We start from the raw sequence: 16,475 nt of genomic DNA on the forward strand, positions 1-16,475 counted from the left end.
AGGAGCGGCACCTGCCCCCGGGGGGCGTACTGGCGTACGGCGCGACCCGCCGAAGGGCACCGGCAGGCAGTGCACCCACCGGCTGCGCACGGCGGCACCTGCGTGCGGCAGGTGGGGCGGCCGCGGGCGCGTGCCGAACGCAGGACCCGGGGCGTGCGGCGGGAGCCCGCTGGGGTTGCCGACGGGCCGTGCCGCCGGCCGGTGAGCGCGTGACAGGCGGAGCCGGCCGCGGGGACCCCGGACCGGTCGGGTGGTTATCGGCGGCGTAGGTCGGCGACCCGGCCGCGGTCGGGCCCGGCTGGTTGCTCCCCCAGCCCCGCGGAGCGGAGCGGCACGTGGCCTCGCCTGGGCCCCGGCAGGGGAGCGCGCCGCGCCGAGGGCCCCGGATCACCCCCCGGGTTCCCGCTCGCCCCGGTGACGGCGATCTGCACCCCCTGGTCGGCCAGCGCCTGGAGCTCCGTGGCGGCGCGGTCGTCGTGCGGTGGCGGCTCGTCGGTGACCAGGCGGGTGATGAGGTCCGTCGGCACGGTCTGGAACATGGTGTCCGTGCCGAGTTTGGTGTGGTCGGCGAGGACGACGACTTCGGCGGCGGCCTGCACGAGTGCCCGGTCGACGGAGGCCGAGAGCATGTTGGACGTGGACAGCCCGCGCTCGGCGGTGAGCCCGCTCCCGGACAGGAAGGCCCGGGAGACGCGCAGCCCCTGGAGGGACTGTTCGGCGCCGGAGCCGACCAGGGCGTAGTTGGACCCGCGCAGGGTGCCTCCGGTCATCACGACCTCCACCCGGTTGGCGTGGGCGAGGGCTTGCGCCACCAGCAGGGAGTTGGTGACGACGGTCAGTCCGGGCACCCGCGCGAGCCGTCGGGCCAGCTCCTGCGTGGTGGTACCCGCGCCGACCACGATGGCCTCGCCCTCTTCGACGAGGCCCGCGGCGAGGTCGGCGATGGCCGTCTTCTCGGCCGTCGCGAGATGGGATTTCTGCGGAAAGCCGGACTCCCGCGTGAAACCGCCCGGCAGTACCGCACCGCCGTGCCGGCGGTCGAGGAGTCCTTCTGCCTCCAGTGCGCGCACGTCCCGCCGTACGGTCACTTCGGAGGTCTGGACGACGCGGGCGAGTTCACGGAGCGACACCGCACCGTTCGCTCGCACCATTTCGAGGATCAATTGGCGACGTTCAGCAGCGAACACGAAACTGACAGTAACCCCAGCGACCGTCTGGTTTCAGCAGTATGCGCCGAATAACAGAAGTTGTTCGCATGGTGGGGGCGGAAGTGATATAGGGCCTATCCGCCCCGACTATGCCGTTCGCACAGGCCACGACTCTTCGTGACCGGCGGCGCCCCGGTCCGGCGGCCGGTCAGGCCTCGGCGCCCGCCTTGCGCGTGTGCAGCTGCCGCGCGACCTCGGCGATCGACCCGGACAGGGACGGGTACACCGTGAACGCCTTCGCGATCTGCTCGACGGTCAGATTGTTGTCGACGGCGATCGAGATGGGGTGGATGAGTTCCGAGGCGCGCGGCGCCACGACCACGCCGCCGACGACGATGCCCGTGCCCGGCCGGCAGAAGATCTTCACGAAGCCGTCCCGGATGCCCTGCATCTTCGCGCGCGGGTTGCGCAGGAGGGGCAGCTTCACGACCCGGGCGTCGATCTTGCCCGCGTCGACGTCGGCCTGCGTGTAGCCGACGGTGGCGATCTCGGGGTCGGTGAAGACGTTGGAGGACACCGTCTTCAGGTTCAGCGGGGTGACCGCGTCGCCCAGGAAGTGGTACATGGCGATGCGTCCCTGCATGGCGGCGACGGAGGCGAGGGCGAACACCCCCGTCACGTCACCGGCCGCGTAGACGCCGGGAGCGGTCGTCCTGGACACCTTGTCGGTCCAGATGTGCCCGGACTCGCGCAGCTTGACGCCGGCCTCCTCCAGGCCGAGCCCGGCGCTGTTCGGGATGGCGCCGACGGCCATCAGGCAGTGGGAGCCGGTGATGACCCGGCCGTCGGCGAGCGTCACCTCGACCCGGTCGCCGACGCGCTTGGCGGACTGCGCGCGGGAGCGGGCCATGACGTTCATGCCGCGGCGCCGGAAGACATCCTCGAGGACGGCGGCGGCGTCCGGGTCCTCGCCGGGCAGCACCCGGTCCCGGGAGGACACCAGGGTGACCTTGGAGCCGAGGGCCTGGTAGGCGCCCGCGAACTCCGCGCCGGTCACGCCGGAGCCGACCACGATCAGCTCTTCCGGCAGCTCGGTGAGGTCGTAGACCTGCGTCCAGTTCAGGATGCGCTCGCCGTCGGGCTGGGCGTCGGGCAGCTCGCGCGGGTGACCGCCGGTGGCGATCAGGACGGCGTCGGCGGTGAGGGTCTCCTCGGTGCCGTCGGCGGTGCTGACGACGACCTTGCGGGACCCGTCGAGGGACTGCATGCCGTCCAGCCGGCCGCGTCCGCGCATGACCCGGGCGCCGGCCCGGGTGACGGAGGCGGTGATGTCGTGGGACTGGGCGAGCGCGAGGCGCTTCACCCGGCGATTGACCTTGCCGAGGTCGACGCCGACCACCCGGGCCGCCTGCTCCAGCGGCGGGGTGTCGTCGGCGACGATGATGCCCAGCTCCTCGTAGGAGGAGTCGAAGGTGGTCATCACCTCGGCCGTCGCGATTAGGGTCTTCGACGGCACGCAGTCGGTCAGGACCGACGCTCCGCCCAGACCGTCGCAGTCGACGACGGTCACCTCCGCGCCGAGCTGGGCGGCCACCAGGGCCGCCTCGTATCCGCCGGGTCCGCCACCGATGATCACGATCCGAGTCACGTACCCCATTGTCCCGCACGCTTCAAGGTGCGACTGCCCCGGGGCGTCACGGATGTGTTCCCGGGGCGCGGGAGGCGCCCGGTGCGGCTGCCGTACGCTCTGTCCATGGCGCTCTATGCCGCGTACGCCGGCAACCTCGACGCGCGGCTGATGTCCCGCCGCGCCCCGCACTCCCCGCTGCGCGCCACCGGCTGGCTGAACGGCTGGCGGCTGACCTTCGGCGGCGAGCAGCTGGGCTGGGAGGGCGCGCTGGCCACCCTGGTCGAGGACCCGCTGGCGCAGGTCTTCGTCGGCCTGTACGACCTCGCGCCCATGGACGAGGAGTCGCTCGACCGGTGGGAGGGCGTCGGCCTCGGCATCTACCGGCGCACCCGCGTGCGCGCCCACACCCTGGACGGCGAGGAGCCGGCGTGGGCCTACGTCCTGGACGGCTACGAGGGCGGCCTGCCCTCCGCGCGCTACCTCGGCGAGATCGCGGACGCGGCGGAGTCGGCCGGGGCCCCGCACGACTATGTGATGGAACTCCGCAAGCGCCCCTGCTGAGCCGCCCCTTTTCCCCTTTTCCGGGCGTCCTGCCCCTTTCTTCCGTCCTCTCGTGGAAAACGACAAGACAACGAAAGCATTCCCGTGGGGTCTGTCATCTACGCGCGTAGGCGAAGACCGGTTACCCTCGACGGCGTGAACGCATCTCTCCTTCCGGACGCAATCCAGGGCGATCCCTACGCCGCCGCCGACGCCGCCGCCGCGCGCCTGCGCGCGCTGACCGGTGCCGAGACCCACGACGTCGCCCTCGTGATGGGCTCCGGCTGGGCTCCGGCCGTCGACGCGCTGGGCGCACCCGACGCCGAGTTCCAGGTCACCGAGCTGCCCGGCTTCCCGCCGCCGGCCGTCGAGGGGCACGGCGGCAAGGTCCGCTCGTACATCTTCGGTGACAAGCGGGCCCTGGTCTTCCTGGGCCGCACCCACTACTACGAGGGCCGGGGCGTCGCCGCCGTCGCCCACGGGGTGCGCACCGCCGTCGCCGCCGGCTGCAAGACCATCGTCCTGACCAACGGCTGCGGTGGCCTGCGCGAGGGCATGCGCCCCGGCCAGCCGGTGCTGATCAGCGATCACATCAACCTGACGGCGACCTCCCCGATCGTCGGCGCGAACTTCGTCGACCTGACGGACCTCTACTCGCCCCGCCTGCGCGCCCTGTGCAAGGAGATCGACTCCACGCTGGAGGAGGGCGTCTACGCCCAGTTCCCCGGCCCGCACTACGAGACCCCGGCCGAGATCCGCATGGCCCGCGTCATCGGCGCGGACCTGGTCGGCATGTCCACGGTCCTGGAGGCCATCGCCGCCCGCGAGGCCGGCGCCGAGGTGCTCGGCATCTCCCTGGTGACCAACCTCGCCGCGGGCATGACGGGCGAGCCCCTCAACCACGAGGAGGTCCTCCAGGCCGGCCGTGACTCGGCCGCCCGGATGGGCCAGCTGCTGGGCCAGGTACTGGGCAAGCTGTAAGCGCCGTCCGGCTCATCCGCCCACCTCTCAGCCGACCCGGTCGGGTGGGGCGGTGGGCGAACGGCTGTCCGGGGGCGCGGCCCCCGGCGGAGACTAGGAGAGGTTGATCCCAAGGTGCACGACGATCTCATCGCCCGGGCCGAGGCATGGCTCGCCGAGGACCCCGACGCGGAGACCCGCGACGAACTGGCCAAGCTGATCGAGACCGGTGACACGGCGGAACTGTCCGCCCGCTTCAGCGGCACGCTCCAGTTCGGCACCGCCGGCCTGCGGGGCGAGCTGGGCGCCGGTCCGATGCGTATGAACCGCAGCGTCGTCATCCGCGCCGCCGCGGGCCTCGCCGCGTACCTGAAGAAGAACGGCCACTCCGGCGGACTGGTCGTCATCGGCTACGACGCCCGCCACAGGTCCGCCGACTTCGCCCGCGACACCGCCGCCGTGATGACCGGCGCCGGCCTGCGCGCGGCCGTGCTCCCGCGTCCCCTCCCGACGCCCGTGCTGGCGTTCGCCGTACGGCACCTGGGCGCGGTCGCGGGCGTGGAGGTCACCGCCAGCCACAACCCGCCCCGGGACAACGGCTACAAGGTGTACCTCGGCGACGGCTCCCAGATCGTCCCGCCCGCCGACGCGGAGATCGCCGCCGAGATCGACGCGATCGCCTCGCTGCGCGACGTACCGCGTCCGGAGTCCGGCTGGCAGACCCTGGACGACGCCGTCCTGGACGCCTACCTGGCCCGTACGGACGCCGTCCTGGGCGCCGGCTCCCCGCGCACCGCCCGCACCGTCTACACGGCGATGCACGGCGTCGGCAAGGACGTCCTGCTCGCCGCCTTCGCCCGCGCCGGGTTCCCCGAGCCGGTGCTGGTCGCCGAGCAGGCCGACCCGGACCCGGACTTCCCGACCGTCGCGTTCCCCAACCCGGAGGAGCCGGGCGCGATGGACCTGGCGTTCGCCCGGGCCCGCGCCACCGATCCGGACCTGGTCATCGCCAACGACCCGGACGCGGACCGCTGCGCGGTGGCCGTACGGGACGGCGGCGACTGGCGCATGCTGCGCGGCGACGAGGTCGGCGCCCTGCTCGCCGCCCACCTGGTCCGCCGCGGCGCGCGGGGCACATTCGCCGAGTCGATCGTCTCCTCCTCCCTGCTCGGCCGGATCGCCGGGAAGGCGGGGCTGCCGTACGAGGAGACGCTGACCGGCTTCAAGTGGATCGCCCGCGTCGACGGCCTGCGCTACGGCTACGAGGAGGCCCTCGGCTACTGCGTGGACCCCGAGGGCGTGCGCGACAAGGACGGCATCACCGCCGCGCTGCTCATCACCGAGCTGGCGTCCGCGCTCAAGGAGGAGGGCCGCACGCTGCTCGACCTCCTGGACGACCTGGCCGTCGAACACGGCCTGCACGCCACCGACCAGCTGTCGGTCCGGGTGAAGGACCTCTCGCTGATCGCCGACGCGATGCGCCGGCTGCGGGAGCGGCCGCCGGCCGAGCTGGCCGGCCTGCCCGTCACCCGGGCCGAGGACCTCAGCCTCGGCACGGACCGGCTGCCGCCCACCGACGGCCTGCGCTACACCCTCACCGGCGCCCGCGTCATCGTCCGGCCCAGCGGCACGGAACCGAAGCTGAAGTGCTACCTGGAGGTCGTCGTACCGGTCGCGGACCACGCCGGCCTGCCGGCCGCCCGCGCCCGCGCGACCGAGCTGCTGACCGCCGTCCGGCGCGACCTCTCGGCAGCCGCCGGCATCTGACCGCCCCCGGCCCACCCCTGCCCGGGGCGGAGGAGCACGCGCCCCCCAGCGCGCCCTCCCCCCCCGGGCGGACAGCCACCGACACGACCCCGCCCCGCTGTCCCGCACCGCCCGGGCGCAGAGGGCTACGCGCCTCACGGCACGCCCTCCGGCCACGCCCGACGGGACCCGGTCACCGTCCCCCTGCTCCAGAAGGCCCACCCCACCGCCCGGCACCGCCCACCACGGTCGAGCGCGCCCGGACCGGGACAGAGGGCGGTGATCCGCACCGACGGCCCCCTCAAGGGGCTGCGCGAGTCGCGGCACGCCCTCCGGCCACGCCCGACGGGACCCAGTCACCGTCCCCCTGCTCCAGAAGGCCCACCCCACCGCCCGGCACCGCCCACCACGGTCGAGCGGGGCGGACCGGGACAGAGGGCGGTGATCCGCACCGACGGCCCCCTCAAGGGGCTACGCGAGTCGCGGCATGCGCTCCGGCCCCGCCCGACGGGACCCAGTCACCGCCCACCCGGCCGAAAAGCCCCGCCCCACCGCCCACCACGGTCGGACACACCCGAACCCAGGCCGAGAACGGTCATCCGCGCCGACGGCCCCCTCAAGGGGCTACGCGCCTCACGGCATGCACGCCGGCCACGCCCGACGGGACCCAGCCCGCGTCCGCCCCGATGGAAAAGGCCCCCCACCCGGCACGGCCCACCCCACCGCCCGGCACCGCCCACCACGGTCGGACACACCCGGACCGGGACAGAGGGCGGTGATCCGCGCCGACGGCCTCCTCAAGGGGCTGCGCGAGTCGCGGCATGCGCTCGGCCCCGCTGCCGAGAGGGGCCGCCCGCCGTCCGGTTCCGGTGCCACGGTCGAGGGATAAGCCCTGGTCCTACCCTGCGGCCCTCTCGCCGTGCCTCCCGCGACCGGCCTGCCGTCGCAGCAGCGGGGCGGTGGCGCTCAGCCGACCAGCAGCAGGATCGCCAGCAGGACGGCGCCCGCCACCGCCGGTGCGGCCACCTCGTACGCCCAGCGGACCGTGGGCTCGCCCTGGGCCTGGTCGGCCTCCGCGCGCCGCTCCCGGATCTCGTTCAGGTCGTCCATGATCTGGTCGGTCTCCGCCCGGGCGGGCCCGGTCTCGCCGCCGCGCAGGCTGAACCCGCCGAAGCCGAAGCCGCTCGGCGCGAGTCCCCCACCGCCGGAGCCGCCCGGCGTGATGCCGCGCGCCGCGTCCGCCGCCGCCCGGCGCTGGCGGTGGGCCGCCTTCTTGCGGGCCCGCAGGGAGACGGGGACGGCCCACAGCTGGTACTTGGCGCCGGACCTGGTGACGACCTCGTTGGTGAAGCCGGAGCGCAGGCCGGCGACCTCGCCCCAGGGCAGGGTGATGATCCGGAAGGGGTTGCGGACGCGCAGCCGGTCGTCGTTGGCGAAGACCGCCGGGCGGAGCGTGAACGCGATCAGCAGCGGCAGGACCAGGATCATCGCGGCCAGCGCCAGCCAGGGGGTCCGGCCTTGGCCCTTGAACAGCGCGTCGAAGCCCAGCCAGAGCACGACCACGAGCAGCAGCGCACCGCCCGTGAGCGCCAGGGGCGAGCGGTAGACCCGGTCCTTGACGGCGGGTGCCGGCGGCTGTGACGCGGGGGACGGGTGGTCGGGGGTGGTCATGGCCCCGATTCTGCCCGACAGGGCCGCGACGCGGTCACGCGCCCGGCGTCCGGGGCCGTTCCGTGATCCGCGCGGCGGCACGGGAATGCTGCCGAGGGGGCGGGGGTGTACAGCCGCTACGCGCGTAGATATGCTCGTCTGGTGACCATGCCCCGTACTGCATCCACCGCACAGTCGCCCACTGCCGACCGCCCGGGAGGTAGCCCCCTCGCCGACGTCACCGCGTCCGACAGCACGCTGCGCCGCTTCCTGCACGGGCTGCCCGGCGTGGACGCGGTCGGCCTGGAGGCACGCGCCGCGTCGCTCGGCACCCGTTCGATCAAGGCCGCCGCGAAGGCGTACGCCATCGACCTCGCCATCTCGATGGTCGACCTGACGACGCTGGAAGGCGCGGACACCCCGGGCAAGGTCCGGGCGCTCGGCGCGAAGGCGGTCCATCCCGACCCCACGGACCGGACGGCCCCGGCCACGGCCGCGGTCTGCGTCTATCCCGACATGGTGGCCGCCGCCAAGGAGGCCGTCGCCGGTTCCGGCGTGAAGGTCGCCTCGGTGGCCACCGCCTTCCCGGCCGGCCGTGCCGCGCTCGACGTGAAGCTGGCCGACGTGCGGGACGCCGTCGCCGCCGGTGCCGACGAGATCGACATGGTCATCGACCGGGGCGCGTTCCTCGCGGGCCGGTACCTGAAGGTGTACGACGAGATCGTCGCCGTGCGGGAGGTCTGCGGGACGGACGCCCGGCTCAAGGTGATCTTCGAGACCGGCGAGCTGTCGACGTACGACAACATCCGCCGCGCCTCCTGGCTCGGCATGCTCGCGGGCGCGGACTTCATCAAGACCTCCACGGGCAAGGTCGCGGTCAACGCCACGCCGGCCAACACGCTGCTGATGCTGGAGGCCGTACGGGACTTCCGCGCCCAGACCGGGGTCCAGGTCGGTGTGAAGCCGGCCGGCGGCATCCGCACCTCCAAGGACGCCGTCAAGTTCCTCGTCCTCGTCAACGAGACGGCCGGCGCGGACTGGCTGGACAACCACTGGTTCCGCTTCGGCGCCTCCTCCCTCCTGAACGACCTGCTGATGCAGCGGCAGAAGCTGGCCACCGGCCGTTACTCCGGCCCCGACTACGTAACGGTGGACTGATCACCATGACCATCGAGAAGCGGTCTACCGCATTCGAGTACGCACCGGCGCCCGAGTCCCGCTCCGTCGTCGACATCGCCCCCTCCTACGGCCTGTTCATCGACGGCGAGTTCGTCGAGGCGGCCGACGGCAAGGTGTTCAAGACCGTCTCGCCGGCCACTGAGGAGGTGCTGTCCGAGGTCGCCCGGGCGGGTGCCGAGGACGTGGACCGGGCCGTCCGGGCGGCCCGCGCGGCGTTCGAGAAGTGGTCGGCGCTGCCGGGCTCCGAGCGCGCCAAGTACCTGTTCCGCATCGCCCGCATCATCCAGGAGCGCAGCCGCGAGCTGGCCGTCCTGGAGACGCTGGACAACGGCAAGCCGATCAGGGAGACCCGCGACGCGGACCTCCCGCTGGTCGCCGCGCACTTCTTCTACTACGCGGGCTGGGCGGACAAGCTGGAGCACGCCGGGTTCGGTGCCGTGCCGAAGCCGCTGGGCGTGGCCGGCCAGGTCATCCCGTGGAACTTCCCGCTGCTGATGCTGGCGTGGAAGATCGCCCCGGCGCTCGCGACCGGCAACACCGTCGTGCTGAAGCCGGCGGAGACCACCCCGCTCTCCGCGCTGTTCTTCGCGGACATCTGCCGCCAGGCGGGCCTGCCCAAGGGTGTCGTGAACATCCTCCCGGGCTACGGCGACGCGGGCGCCGCGCTCGTCGCGCACCCCGACGTGAACAAGGTCGCCTTCACCGGTTCGACCGCCGTCGGCAAGGAGATCGCGCGGACCGTCGCCGGCACGCGCAAGAAGCTCACCCTCGAACTGGGCGGCAAGGGCGCCAACATCGTCTTCGACGACGCCCCGCTCGACCAGGCCGTCGAGGGCATCGTGACCGGCATCTTCTTCAACCAGGGCCAGGTCTGCTGCGCGGGCTCCCGCCTGCTGGTGCAGGAGTCGGTCCAGGAGGAGCTGCTGGACTCCCTCAAGCGGCGCCTGTCCACGCTCCGCCTCGGCGACCCGCTGGACAAGAACACCGACATCGGCGCGATCAACTCCGCCGAGCAGCTCGCCCGGATCACCGCCCTGACCGAGCGGGGCGAGGCGGAGGGCGCCGAGCGCTGGTCCCCGGCCTGTGAACTGCCGTCCGCCGGTTACTGGTTCGCGCCGACGCTGTTCACGAACGTCACGCAGGCGCACACCATCGCCCGCGACGAGATCTTCGGCCCGGTGCTGTCGGTGCTGACCTTCCGCACGCCCGACGAGGCGGTCGCCAAGGCGAACAACACGCAGTACGGCCTGTCGGCGGGCATCTGGTCCGAGAAGGGCTCCCGCATCCTGGCCGTCGCCGGCAAGCTGCGCGCCGGTGTCGTCTGGTCCAACACGTTCAACAAGTTCGACCCGACCTCGCCGTTCGGCGGTTACAAGGAGTCGGGCTTCGGTCGCGAGGGCGGCCGTCACGGCCTGGAGGCGTACCTCGATGTCTGATCACAACCGTCTGAGCGTCTTCAAGACCTACAAGCTGTACGTCGGCGGGAAGTTCCCGCGTTCCGAGAGCGGCCGGGTGTACGAGGTGACGGACTCGAAGGGCAAGTGGCTGGCCAACGCTCCGCAGTCCTCCCGCAAGGACGCCCGGGACGCGGTCGTGGCCGCGCGCAAGGCGTTCGGCGGCTGGTCCGGCGCGACCGCCTACAACCGGGGCCAGGTCCTGTACCGCGTGGCGGAGATGCTGGAGGGCCGCCGGGGGCAGTTCGTCCGCGAGGTCGCCGACGCGGAGGGCCTGTCGAAGTCCGCGGCCGCCGAGCAGGTGGACGCCGCGGTGGACCGCTGGGTCTGGTACGCCGGCTGGACCGACAAGATCGCCCAGGTGCTCGGCGGCGCCAACCCGGTCGCGGGCCCGTACTTCAACCTCTCCTCGCCCGAGCCGACGGGCGTGGTCGCCGTCCTGGCCCCGCAGGAGTCGTCGTTCCTCGGCCTGGTCTCGGTGCTGGCCCCGGTGATCGCCACCGGCAACACCGCGGTCGTGGTGGCCTCCGAGAAGGCCCCGCTGCCCGCGTTGTCCCTGGCCGAGGTGCTGGCCACCTCCGACGTCCCGGGCGGCGTGGTCAACATCCTGTCCGGCCGTACGGCGGAGATCGCCGCGCCGCTGGCCGCGCACCAGGACGTCAACGCGATCGACCTCGCGGGTGCCGACGCGGAGCTGGCGAGGGAGCTGGAGGTCGCGGCGGCGGACAACCTCAAGCGGGTCCTGCGTCCACAGCCTGTGGACCATTCCCGGACCCCGGGGACCGAGCGGCTGGCGGCCTTCCTGGAGACCAAGACCGTCTGGCACCCGACGGGATCACTGGGCGCGTCCGGTTCGTCGTACTGACGTACCCGGGGTGAGCGGGCCGGACGGGACGCGACGGGGCACCGCCGGCGTCCCGCCCGGCCCGCCCCATTGCCCCGCACGGGCCCCCGGGGCCACCGTCAGTGGCCCAGCACGCCCAGTACCTGGCCCACCACCGGGATGCTGCCGATCGACGGGGCCTGGGCCAGCGGGCCCGTCAGCGCCTTGGACGTGAGGGGCCGGAAGTCGGCGAGCTGGGTGCCCACGCCGTTGTCCAGCGGGTCCACGCCGGTGCCCGCCAGCGGGTTGGGCTTGAGACCGGCGACCGGACCGGTGACGTAGCCGAGGATGCCCGTCGCGGCGTGCGTGCCGGCCTGCGGGTCGACGTTGCCGAGGTCCACGGGCCGGTAGGTGAGGCCCACGGCCGGGATCGAGTCGGCGGAGGCCGTCGCCGCCCCCGCGCCCAGGGCCGCTCCGGCGGTCGCCAGGGCGATCAGGACGCGCTTCGCGGCGGAATGCTGGTGGGAGGTGTGTCGGGCCATCGCTGGTGCCACCTTCTGGTGCGCAGGGTGAGGCTGTCGACACGTAGGGTAGTTGAGGCGCGTCTCACGCTCAAAAGCCGACCCGCGGGGTCGGCAGGGCGCTCCCCATGGGTCAAACTGGTGTTCCGTGAGCCTTCATCTCCCGGTCCCCGCCCAAGTCGTGCTGCTCTGCGGCCCCTCGGGCTCGGGCAAGTCACTCGTCGCCGCCCGTTCCGGGCTCCCCGTCCTGCGCCTGGACGACTTCTACAAGGAGGCCGACGACCCGACGCTGCCGCTGGTGGCCGGGAGTTCCGACATCGACTGGGACCACCCGGACTCCTGGGACGCGGACGCCGCCGTCGAGGCCGTCGTCCGGCTGTGCGCCACGGGGTCGACCCCGGTGCCGGTGTACGACATCGCGCTGAGCGCCCGTACCGGCGAGGAGACGCTGCGCACCGACGGGATGCCGCTGTTCATCGCGGAGGGCGTGTTCGCCGCGGAGATCGTCGACCGCTGCCGGGAACGGGGCGTGCTCGCGGACGCCCTGTGCCTGACCCGGGGCCCGTTCACCACGTTCCGGCGCCGCTTCCTGCGCGATCTGCGGGAGGGCCGCAAGTCGGTGCCGTTCCTGCTGCGCCGCGGCTGGCGCCTGATGCGCGCGGAACGCTCGATCGTCGCCCGCCAGGTGTCCCTGGGCGCGCACCCCTGCGACCGGGACGAGGCGCTGGGCCGGCTCGGGGCAGCGGCGGTGGGCCCGCGGACACGGCAGCGGACGGCGGCGTGAGAGCCGTCCGCCCCTGACACGACGGGAGCGGGACCGGTCGGACCCCCCGGCCACCGGTCCCGCTCCTGTCGCTCCCCCGTGTCCCCCGTGGCCCACCCCCCAGTGGTCCCCGGTTCTCCCCCGCCGGTCCGGTCGCCCTTGCTCAGGCGACCAGTTCGCCGAAGGCGTGCTCCTCGTCACGGCCGAAGCTGAGGACCTCGTCCTCGCGCAGCCGGCGCAGCGACCGCCAGATGCTGGACTTCACCGTGCCGACGCTGATGCCGAGTATCTCCGCGATCTCCGGGTCGGTGCGGCCCTCGTAGTAGCGCAGGACCAGCATGGTGCGCTGGAGTTCGGGCAGCCGGGCCAGCGCCTGCCAGAGGACCGCGCGCAGCTCGGTGCCGCGCATCGCGTCCGTCTCGCCGGGCGTCTCCGGCAGTTCCTCGGTCGGGTACTCGTTGAGCTTGCGGCGCCGCCAGGCGCTGATGTGCAGGTTGGTCATGGTGCGGCGGAGGTATCCGCCGACCGCCGCCTTGTCGCTGATCCGTTCCCACGCCCGGTACGTCGAGAACAGCGCGCTCTGGAGCAGGTCCTCGGCCTCGAAGCGGTCCCCGGTCAGGTGGTAGGCGGTGGCGTACAGGGAGGCGCGGCGCTCCTGGACGTAGGCGGTGAACTCCGCCTCCGACAGCGAGCGACGCTCCCCCGGGTCCTCCCCGTACGCCTCTCCCCCGTGCGTCTCCCCCGTGTGCGCGTCAACCACCGTCATGAGCCCGGTGTGCTGACGCCCCGTGCCGGTGCGGGCGCATCCCCGCCCTCCCCCGAGCTCGCGAGCGCGCTCGAGCAGGGAGGTGCCCGTACCGGCACCGGCCTTCTCCGGTCCCCGGTGCACGTCGTGCAGACGCGTGACCACTGCGCTCGTGCTCATGCCGTGCAGCGTGTTCATCTCGCGCTCCCCGTGGTGGACTTCCGGTGACTCGGTCGTACCGGGCCGGTTGTGGCCGGTGGCCCCTGCCCGTGACCAAAAGACTGCCGGGGGACCTTCATCGCCGTGTCCGTCGACTGTCACAGACCTGTCACAGGGGCCCCTCCCGGTGCGGTGACAGCGTGCGCACAGGTGGTCGCGCCGGGGAGGAAGGGGTGCCGACGGGTGTGGGACACCCCGTCCATGGGCCAGAATGAGCCCGTGCCTTCCCTGTTGCTGATCGAGGACGACGACGCCATCCGTACGGCCCTGGAGCTGTCCCTGACACGCCAGGGTCACCGGGTCGCCACCGCTGCCAGCGGCGAGGACGGTCTGAAGCTGCTGCGTGAGCAGCGCCCGGACCTGATCGTGCTGGACGTGATGCTGCCCGGCATCGACGGGTTCGAGGTGTGCCGCCGCATCCGGCGCACCGACCAGCTGCCGATCATCCTGCTGACCGCGCGCAGCGACGACATCGACGTCGTGGTCGGGCTGGAGTCCGGCGCCGACGACTACGTCGTCAAGCCGGTGCAGGGGCGGGTGCTCGACGCCCGGATCCGGGCCGTGCTGCGCCGCGGGGAGCGCGAGTCCAGCGACTCCGCGTCGTTCGGCAGCCTCGTCATCGACCGGTCTGCGATGACCGTCACCAAGAACGGCGAGGACCTCCAGTTGACCCCGACCGAGCTGCGGCTGCTGCTGGAGCTGAGCCGGCGGCCCGGTCAGGCGCTGTCCCGGCAGCAGTTGCTGCGGCTGGTGTGGGAGCACGACTACCTGGGCGACTCCCGCCTGGTGGACGCGTGTGTGCAGCGGCTGCGGGCCAAGGTCGAGGACGTGCCGTCGTCCCCGACGCTGATCCGCACCGTCCGCGGTGTCGGCTACCGCCTGGACGCCCCTCAGTGACGGGCACGCACGGGGGGCTGCGCGGCTGGGCCGCGGGGCGGCGCGGAGGTCTGTCGCGGCTGAGGCTCACCAGTCTCCGGCTGCGGCTGGTGCTGGTGTTCGGCCTGGTCGCGCTCACCGCCGCGGTGTCCGCGTCGGGGATCGCCTACTGGCTCAACCGGGAGGCCGTCCTGACCCGCGCCCAGGACGCGGTGCTGCGCGACTTCCGGCAGGAGATGCAGAACCGGGCCGGCGCGCTGCCCGAACACCCCACCCAGGACCAGCTCCAGCGGGCGGCCGGGCAGATGGGGGCGAGCAGCCAGCGGTTCAGCGTGCTGCTGGTCGCCGCGGACGCCACCGGCAAGAAGGTGTACGGCACCTCCGGCGGCATCAACGGCTTCGCGCTGGAGGACGTACCGGCCTCGCTGCGCGCGGCCGTGACCAGGCGCCAGCCGGTGACCGACACCAACAAGGAGCCGTACCACCTGTACTGGCAGCGGGTCGTGGACCGCGGCACGCCCTATCTGGTGGCCGGCACGCGCGTCATCGGCGGCGGCACCACCGGCTACATGGCGAAGTCCCTGGAGCCGGAGGCCAAGGACCTCAACTCGCTGGCCTGGTCGCTGGGCATCGCCACCGGACTGGCGCTGATCGGCGCGGCGCTGCTCGCGCAGGCCGCCGCGACGACCGTGCTGAAGCCGGTGCACCGGCTCGGCGTGGCCGCGGGGCGGCTCGGCGAGGGCCGGCTGGACACCCGGCTCCAGGTCTCCGGCACCGACGAACTCGCCGACCTGTCCAGGACGTTCAACCAGGCGGCCGAGGCGCTGGAGAAGCGGGTCGCGGAGATGGCCGCGCGGGACGACGCCTCCCGGCGGTTCGTCGCCGACATGAGCCACGAACTGCGGACCCCGCTGACCGCCATCACCGCCGTCACTGAGGTGCTGGAGGAGGAGCTGGAGTCGGAGGCGGGGGGCATCGACCCGATGGTGGAGCCCGCCGTCCGGCTCGTGGTCAGCGAGACCCGGCGGCTGAACGACCTGGTGGAGAACCTGATGGAGGTCACCCGCTTCGACGCGGGCACCGCCCGGCTGGTCCTGGACGATGTCGACCTCGCCGACCAGATCACCGCCTGCATCGACGCCCGGGCCTGGCTCGACGCGGTCGAACTCGACGCCGAGCGCGGCCTGCACGCCCGCATCGACCCGCGCCGCCTGGACGTCATCCTCGCCAACCTCATCGGCAACGCCCTCAAGCACGGCGGCTCGCCGGTGCGGGTGTCGGTGCGCAAGGCGGACGACGCCGTCGTGATCCAGGTCCGCGACCACGGGCCCGGCATCCCGGAGGACGTCCTGCCGCACGTCTTCGACCGCTTCTACAAGGCGAGTGCCTCCCGGCCGCGCTCCGAGGGCAGCGGCCTGGGCCTGTCCATCGCCCTGGAGAACGCCCAGATCCACGGCGGCGGGATCACCGCCGCCAACTCGCCCGACGGCGGCGCCGTGTTCACGCTGCGGCTGCCGCAGGACCCCGCCGCCCTCGCCGAGGACGACGCCGAGGGCGCCGAGGACACCGCTGCCGGCACCGGCACCGGCCGCACGGGAACGGAGGGGTCATGACGACCGTACGACGCCTGCTGGCGCTGCCCCTCCTGGGCGCGCTCCTGACCGGCTGCGGCATCCGGGCCACAGAGGTGCCGACCGACTTCGGCGCGGCACCGTCCGGGGTGCAGTGCTCGCTGGCCGGCCCCGACCTGTCCACGCAGTCCTCGCACGGGGTGCCGGTGCAGGTCTTCCTGCTGTGCGGGGCGTCCCTGGTCGCCGTCGACCGGACCGTCCGGGTGCCCGACGGCACCCCGGACGCCCGGCGCCGGGTGATGGTGGCCCAGGGACTGCTGGACCAGCTGGCCGCGTCACCGTCGGCGGCGGAGCGCTCCGCCGGCTACACCACCCGGGTGCCGGGCGGTCTCGGCGTCAGCGGGCCCGCCCCGAAGGACCCCGACGAAACGCTCCGGCTGAGCACGCCGCCGTCCCGCCTCACCTCCTACGCCGTCGCCCAGCTGGTGTGCACCCTGTCCGACTCGGCGGCGACGGAGGGCGACGGCTCGGTCGTCCTGGGCGGACCGGACGGGGGCCCACTCCGCCGCTACGAGTGCACGGACGACGTCCGCGACCACCCGGGAGCGACCCGTCCCCCGTCCACCCCGATCACGGACCACTAGGCGGTC

General features: G+C 73.3%; 15 protein-coding genes. 10 read left to right on the forward strand and 5 right to left on the reverse strand.

All coding sequences use genetic code 11. The features are described 5' to 3' along the window. Positions 1-254: 254 nt before the first annotated feature. Both ACIQVT_RS11205 and ACIQVT_RS11210 read right to left on the reverse strand, forming a co-directional pair. Positions 255-1,187 (reverse strand): DeoR/GlpR family DNA-binding transcription regulator, encoded by a 933-nt coding sequence (locus tag ACIQVT_RS11205; RefSeq protein ID WP_403750712.1) that lies wholly within the window; start codon positions 1,185-1,187, stop codon positions 255-257. Positions 1,188-1,356: 169 nt separating this feature from the next. Then, positions 1,357-2,805 carry an NAD(P)H-quinone dehydrogenase gene (locus ACIQVT_RS11210; RefSeq protein ID WP_403750714.1) on the reverse strand — a complete coding sequence of 483 codons (1,449 nt, stop codon included), beginning with the start codon at positions 2,803-2,805 and terminating at the stop codon, positions 1,357-1,359. Between the two features lie 96 nt (positions 2,806-2,901). Here ACIQVT_RS11210 and ACIQVT_RS11215 point away from each other — a divergent pair, with 96 nt between their 5' ends. The 3 genes from ACIQVT_RS11215 (at position 2,902) to ACIQVT_RS11225 (ending at position 6,045) form a co-directional block, all read left to right on the forward strand. Next, the gene (locus ACIQVT_RS11215; RefSeq protein ID WP_403750716.1) at positions 2,902-3,339 is read left to right on the forward strand and encodes a gamma-glutamylcyclotransferase; all 438 of its coding nucleotides are present in this window, start codon (positions 2,902-2,904) and stop codon (positions 3,337-3,339) included. A gap of 135 nt (positions 3,340-3,474) precedes the next feature. After that, positions 3,475-4,299: a purine-nucleoside phosphorylase gene (locus ACIQVT_RS11220; RefSeq protein WP_403750718.1), complete on the forward strand. Its 825-nt coding sequence runs from the start codon at positions 3,475-3,477 to the stop codon at positions 4,297-4,299. A 114-nt stretch (positions 4,300-4,413) separates the two neighbouring features. Next, positions 4,414-6,045 (forward strand): phospho-sugar mutase, encoded by a 1,632-nt coding sequence (locus ACIQVT_RS11225; protein WP_403750720.1) that lies wholly within the window; start codon positions 4,414-4,416, stop codon positions 6,043-6,045. 945 nt (positions 6,046-6,990) lie between these two features. On the opposite strand, the gene ACIQVT_RS11230 is transcribed toward ACIQVT_RS11225, so the two are convergent. After that, positions 6,991-7,695 carry a PH domain-containing protein gene (locus tag ACIQVT_RS11230; RefSeq protein WP_403750722.1) on the reverse strand — a complete coding sequence of 235 codons (705 nt, stop codon included), beginning with the start codon at positions 7,693-7,695 and terminating at the stop codon, positions 6,991-6,993. A gap of 147 nt (positions 7,696-7,842) precedes the next feature. Here ACIQVT_RS11230 and deoC point away from each other — a divergent pair, with 147 nt between their 5' ends. From deoC to ACIQVT_RS11245, 3 genes are read left to right on the forward strand one after another with little or no spacing between them, the layout of a single operon-like run. After that, a complete protein-coding gene (deoC, locus tag ACIQVT_RS11235; RefSeq protein ID WP_403750724.1) occupies positions 7,843-8,832 on the forward strand; it encodes a deoxyribose-phosphate aldolase in 990 nt (329 codons plus the stop codon). 5 nt (positions 8,833-8,837) lie between these two features. Further along, positions 8,838-10,289, forward strand: coding sequence for an aldehyde dehydrogenase family protein (locus ACIQVT_RS11240; protein WP_403750726.1), 1,452 nt, complete (start codon positions 8,838-8,840; stop codon positions 10,287-10,289). Further along, on the forward strand, positions 10,282-11,172 hold the full coding sequence (locus ACIQVT_RS11245) for an aldehyde dehydrogenase family protein (RefSeq protein ID WP_403750728.1): 891 nt from the start codon (positions 10,282-10,284) through the stop codon (positions 11,170-11,172). The genes ACIQVT_RS11240 and ACIQVT_RS11245 overlap by 8 nt, the downstream gene beginning before the upstream one ends. 98 nt (positions 11,173-11,270) lie before the next feature. On the opposite strand, the gene ACIQVT_RS11250 is transcribed toward ACIQVT_RS11245, so the two are convergent. Further along, positions 11,271-11,672, reverse strand: coding sequence for a hypothetical protein (locus tag ACIQVT_RS11250; RefSeq protein ID WP_403750730.1), 402 nt, complete (start codon positions 11,670-11,672; stop codon positions 11,271-11,273). A gap of 127 nt (positions 11,673-11,799) precedes the next feature. Between ACIQVT_RS11250 and ACIQVT_RS11255 the strand changes: the two genes are divergently transcribed. After that, positions 11,800-12,435 carry a uridine kinase gene (locus ACIQVT_RS11255; protein WP_403750732.1) on the forward strand — a complete coding sequence of 212 codons (636 nt, stop codon included), beginning with the start codon at positions 11,800-11,802 and terminating at the stop codon, positions 12,433-12,435. A 142-nt stretch (positions 12,436-12,577) separates the two neighbouring features. Here the strand turns inward: ACIQVT_RS11255 and ACIQVT_RS11260 are convergent, their stop codons facing one another. Then, positions 12,578-13,357 carry a SigE family RNA polymerase sigma factor gene (locus ACIQVT_RS11260; RefSeq protein ID WP_403750734.1) on the reverse strand — a complete coding sequence of 260 codons (780 nt, stop codon included), beginning with the start codon at positions 13,355-13,357 and terminating at the stop codon, positions 12,578-12,580. 240 nt (positions 13,358-13,597) lie between these two features. Between ACIQVT_RS11260 and afsQ1 the strand changes: the two genes are divergently transcribed. Genes afsQ1 through ACIQVT_RS11275 form a run of 3 tightly spaced genes read left to right on the forward strand, consistent with a single transcriptional unit; the run spans position 13,598 to position 16,469 of the window. Next, a complete protein-coding gene (gene afsQ1 / locus ACIQVT_RS11265; RefSeq protein WP_365248795.1) occupies positions 13,598-14,275 on the forward strand; it encodes a two-component system response regulator AfsQ1 in 678 nt (225 codons plus the stop codon). Continuing rightward, positions 14,272-15,867 (forward strand): ATP-binding protein, encoded by a 1,596-nt coding sequence (locus tag ACIQVT_RS11270; protein WP_403750736.1) that lies wholly within the window; start codon positions 14,272-14,274, stop codon positions 15,865-15,867. Before afsQ1 ends, ACIQVT_RS11270 begins: the two co-directional genes overlap by 4 nt. Next, complete coding sequence (locus ACIQVT_RS11275; RefSeq protein WP_403750738.1) at positions 15,864-16,469, forward strand: hypothetical protein; 606 nt, start codon at positions 15,864-15,866, stop codon at positions 16,467-16,469. Before ACIQVT_RS11270 ends, ACIQVT_RS11275 begins: the two co-directional genes overlap by 4 nt. Positions 16,470-16,475 lie beyond the last annotated feature (6 nt).

The sequence above is a fragment of the Streptomyces sp. NPDC100445 genome, assembly GCF_044759735.1.
GTDB lineage: Bacteria > Actinomycetota > Actinomycetes > Streptomycetales > Streptomycetaceae > Streptomyces.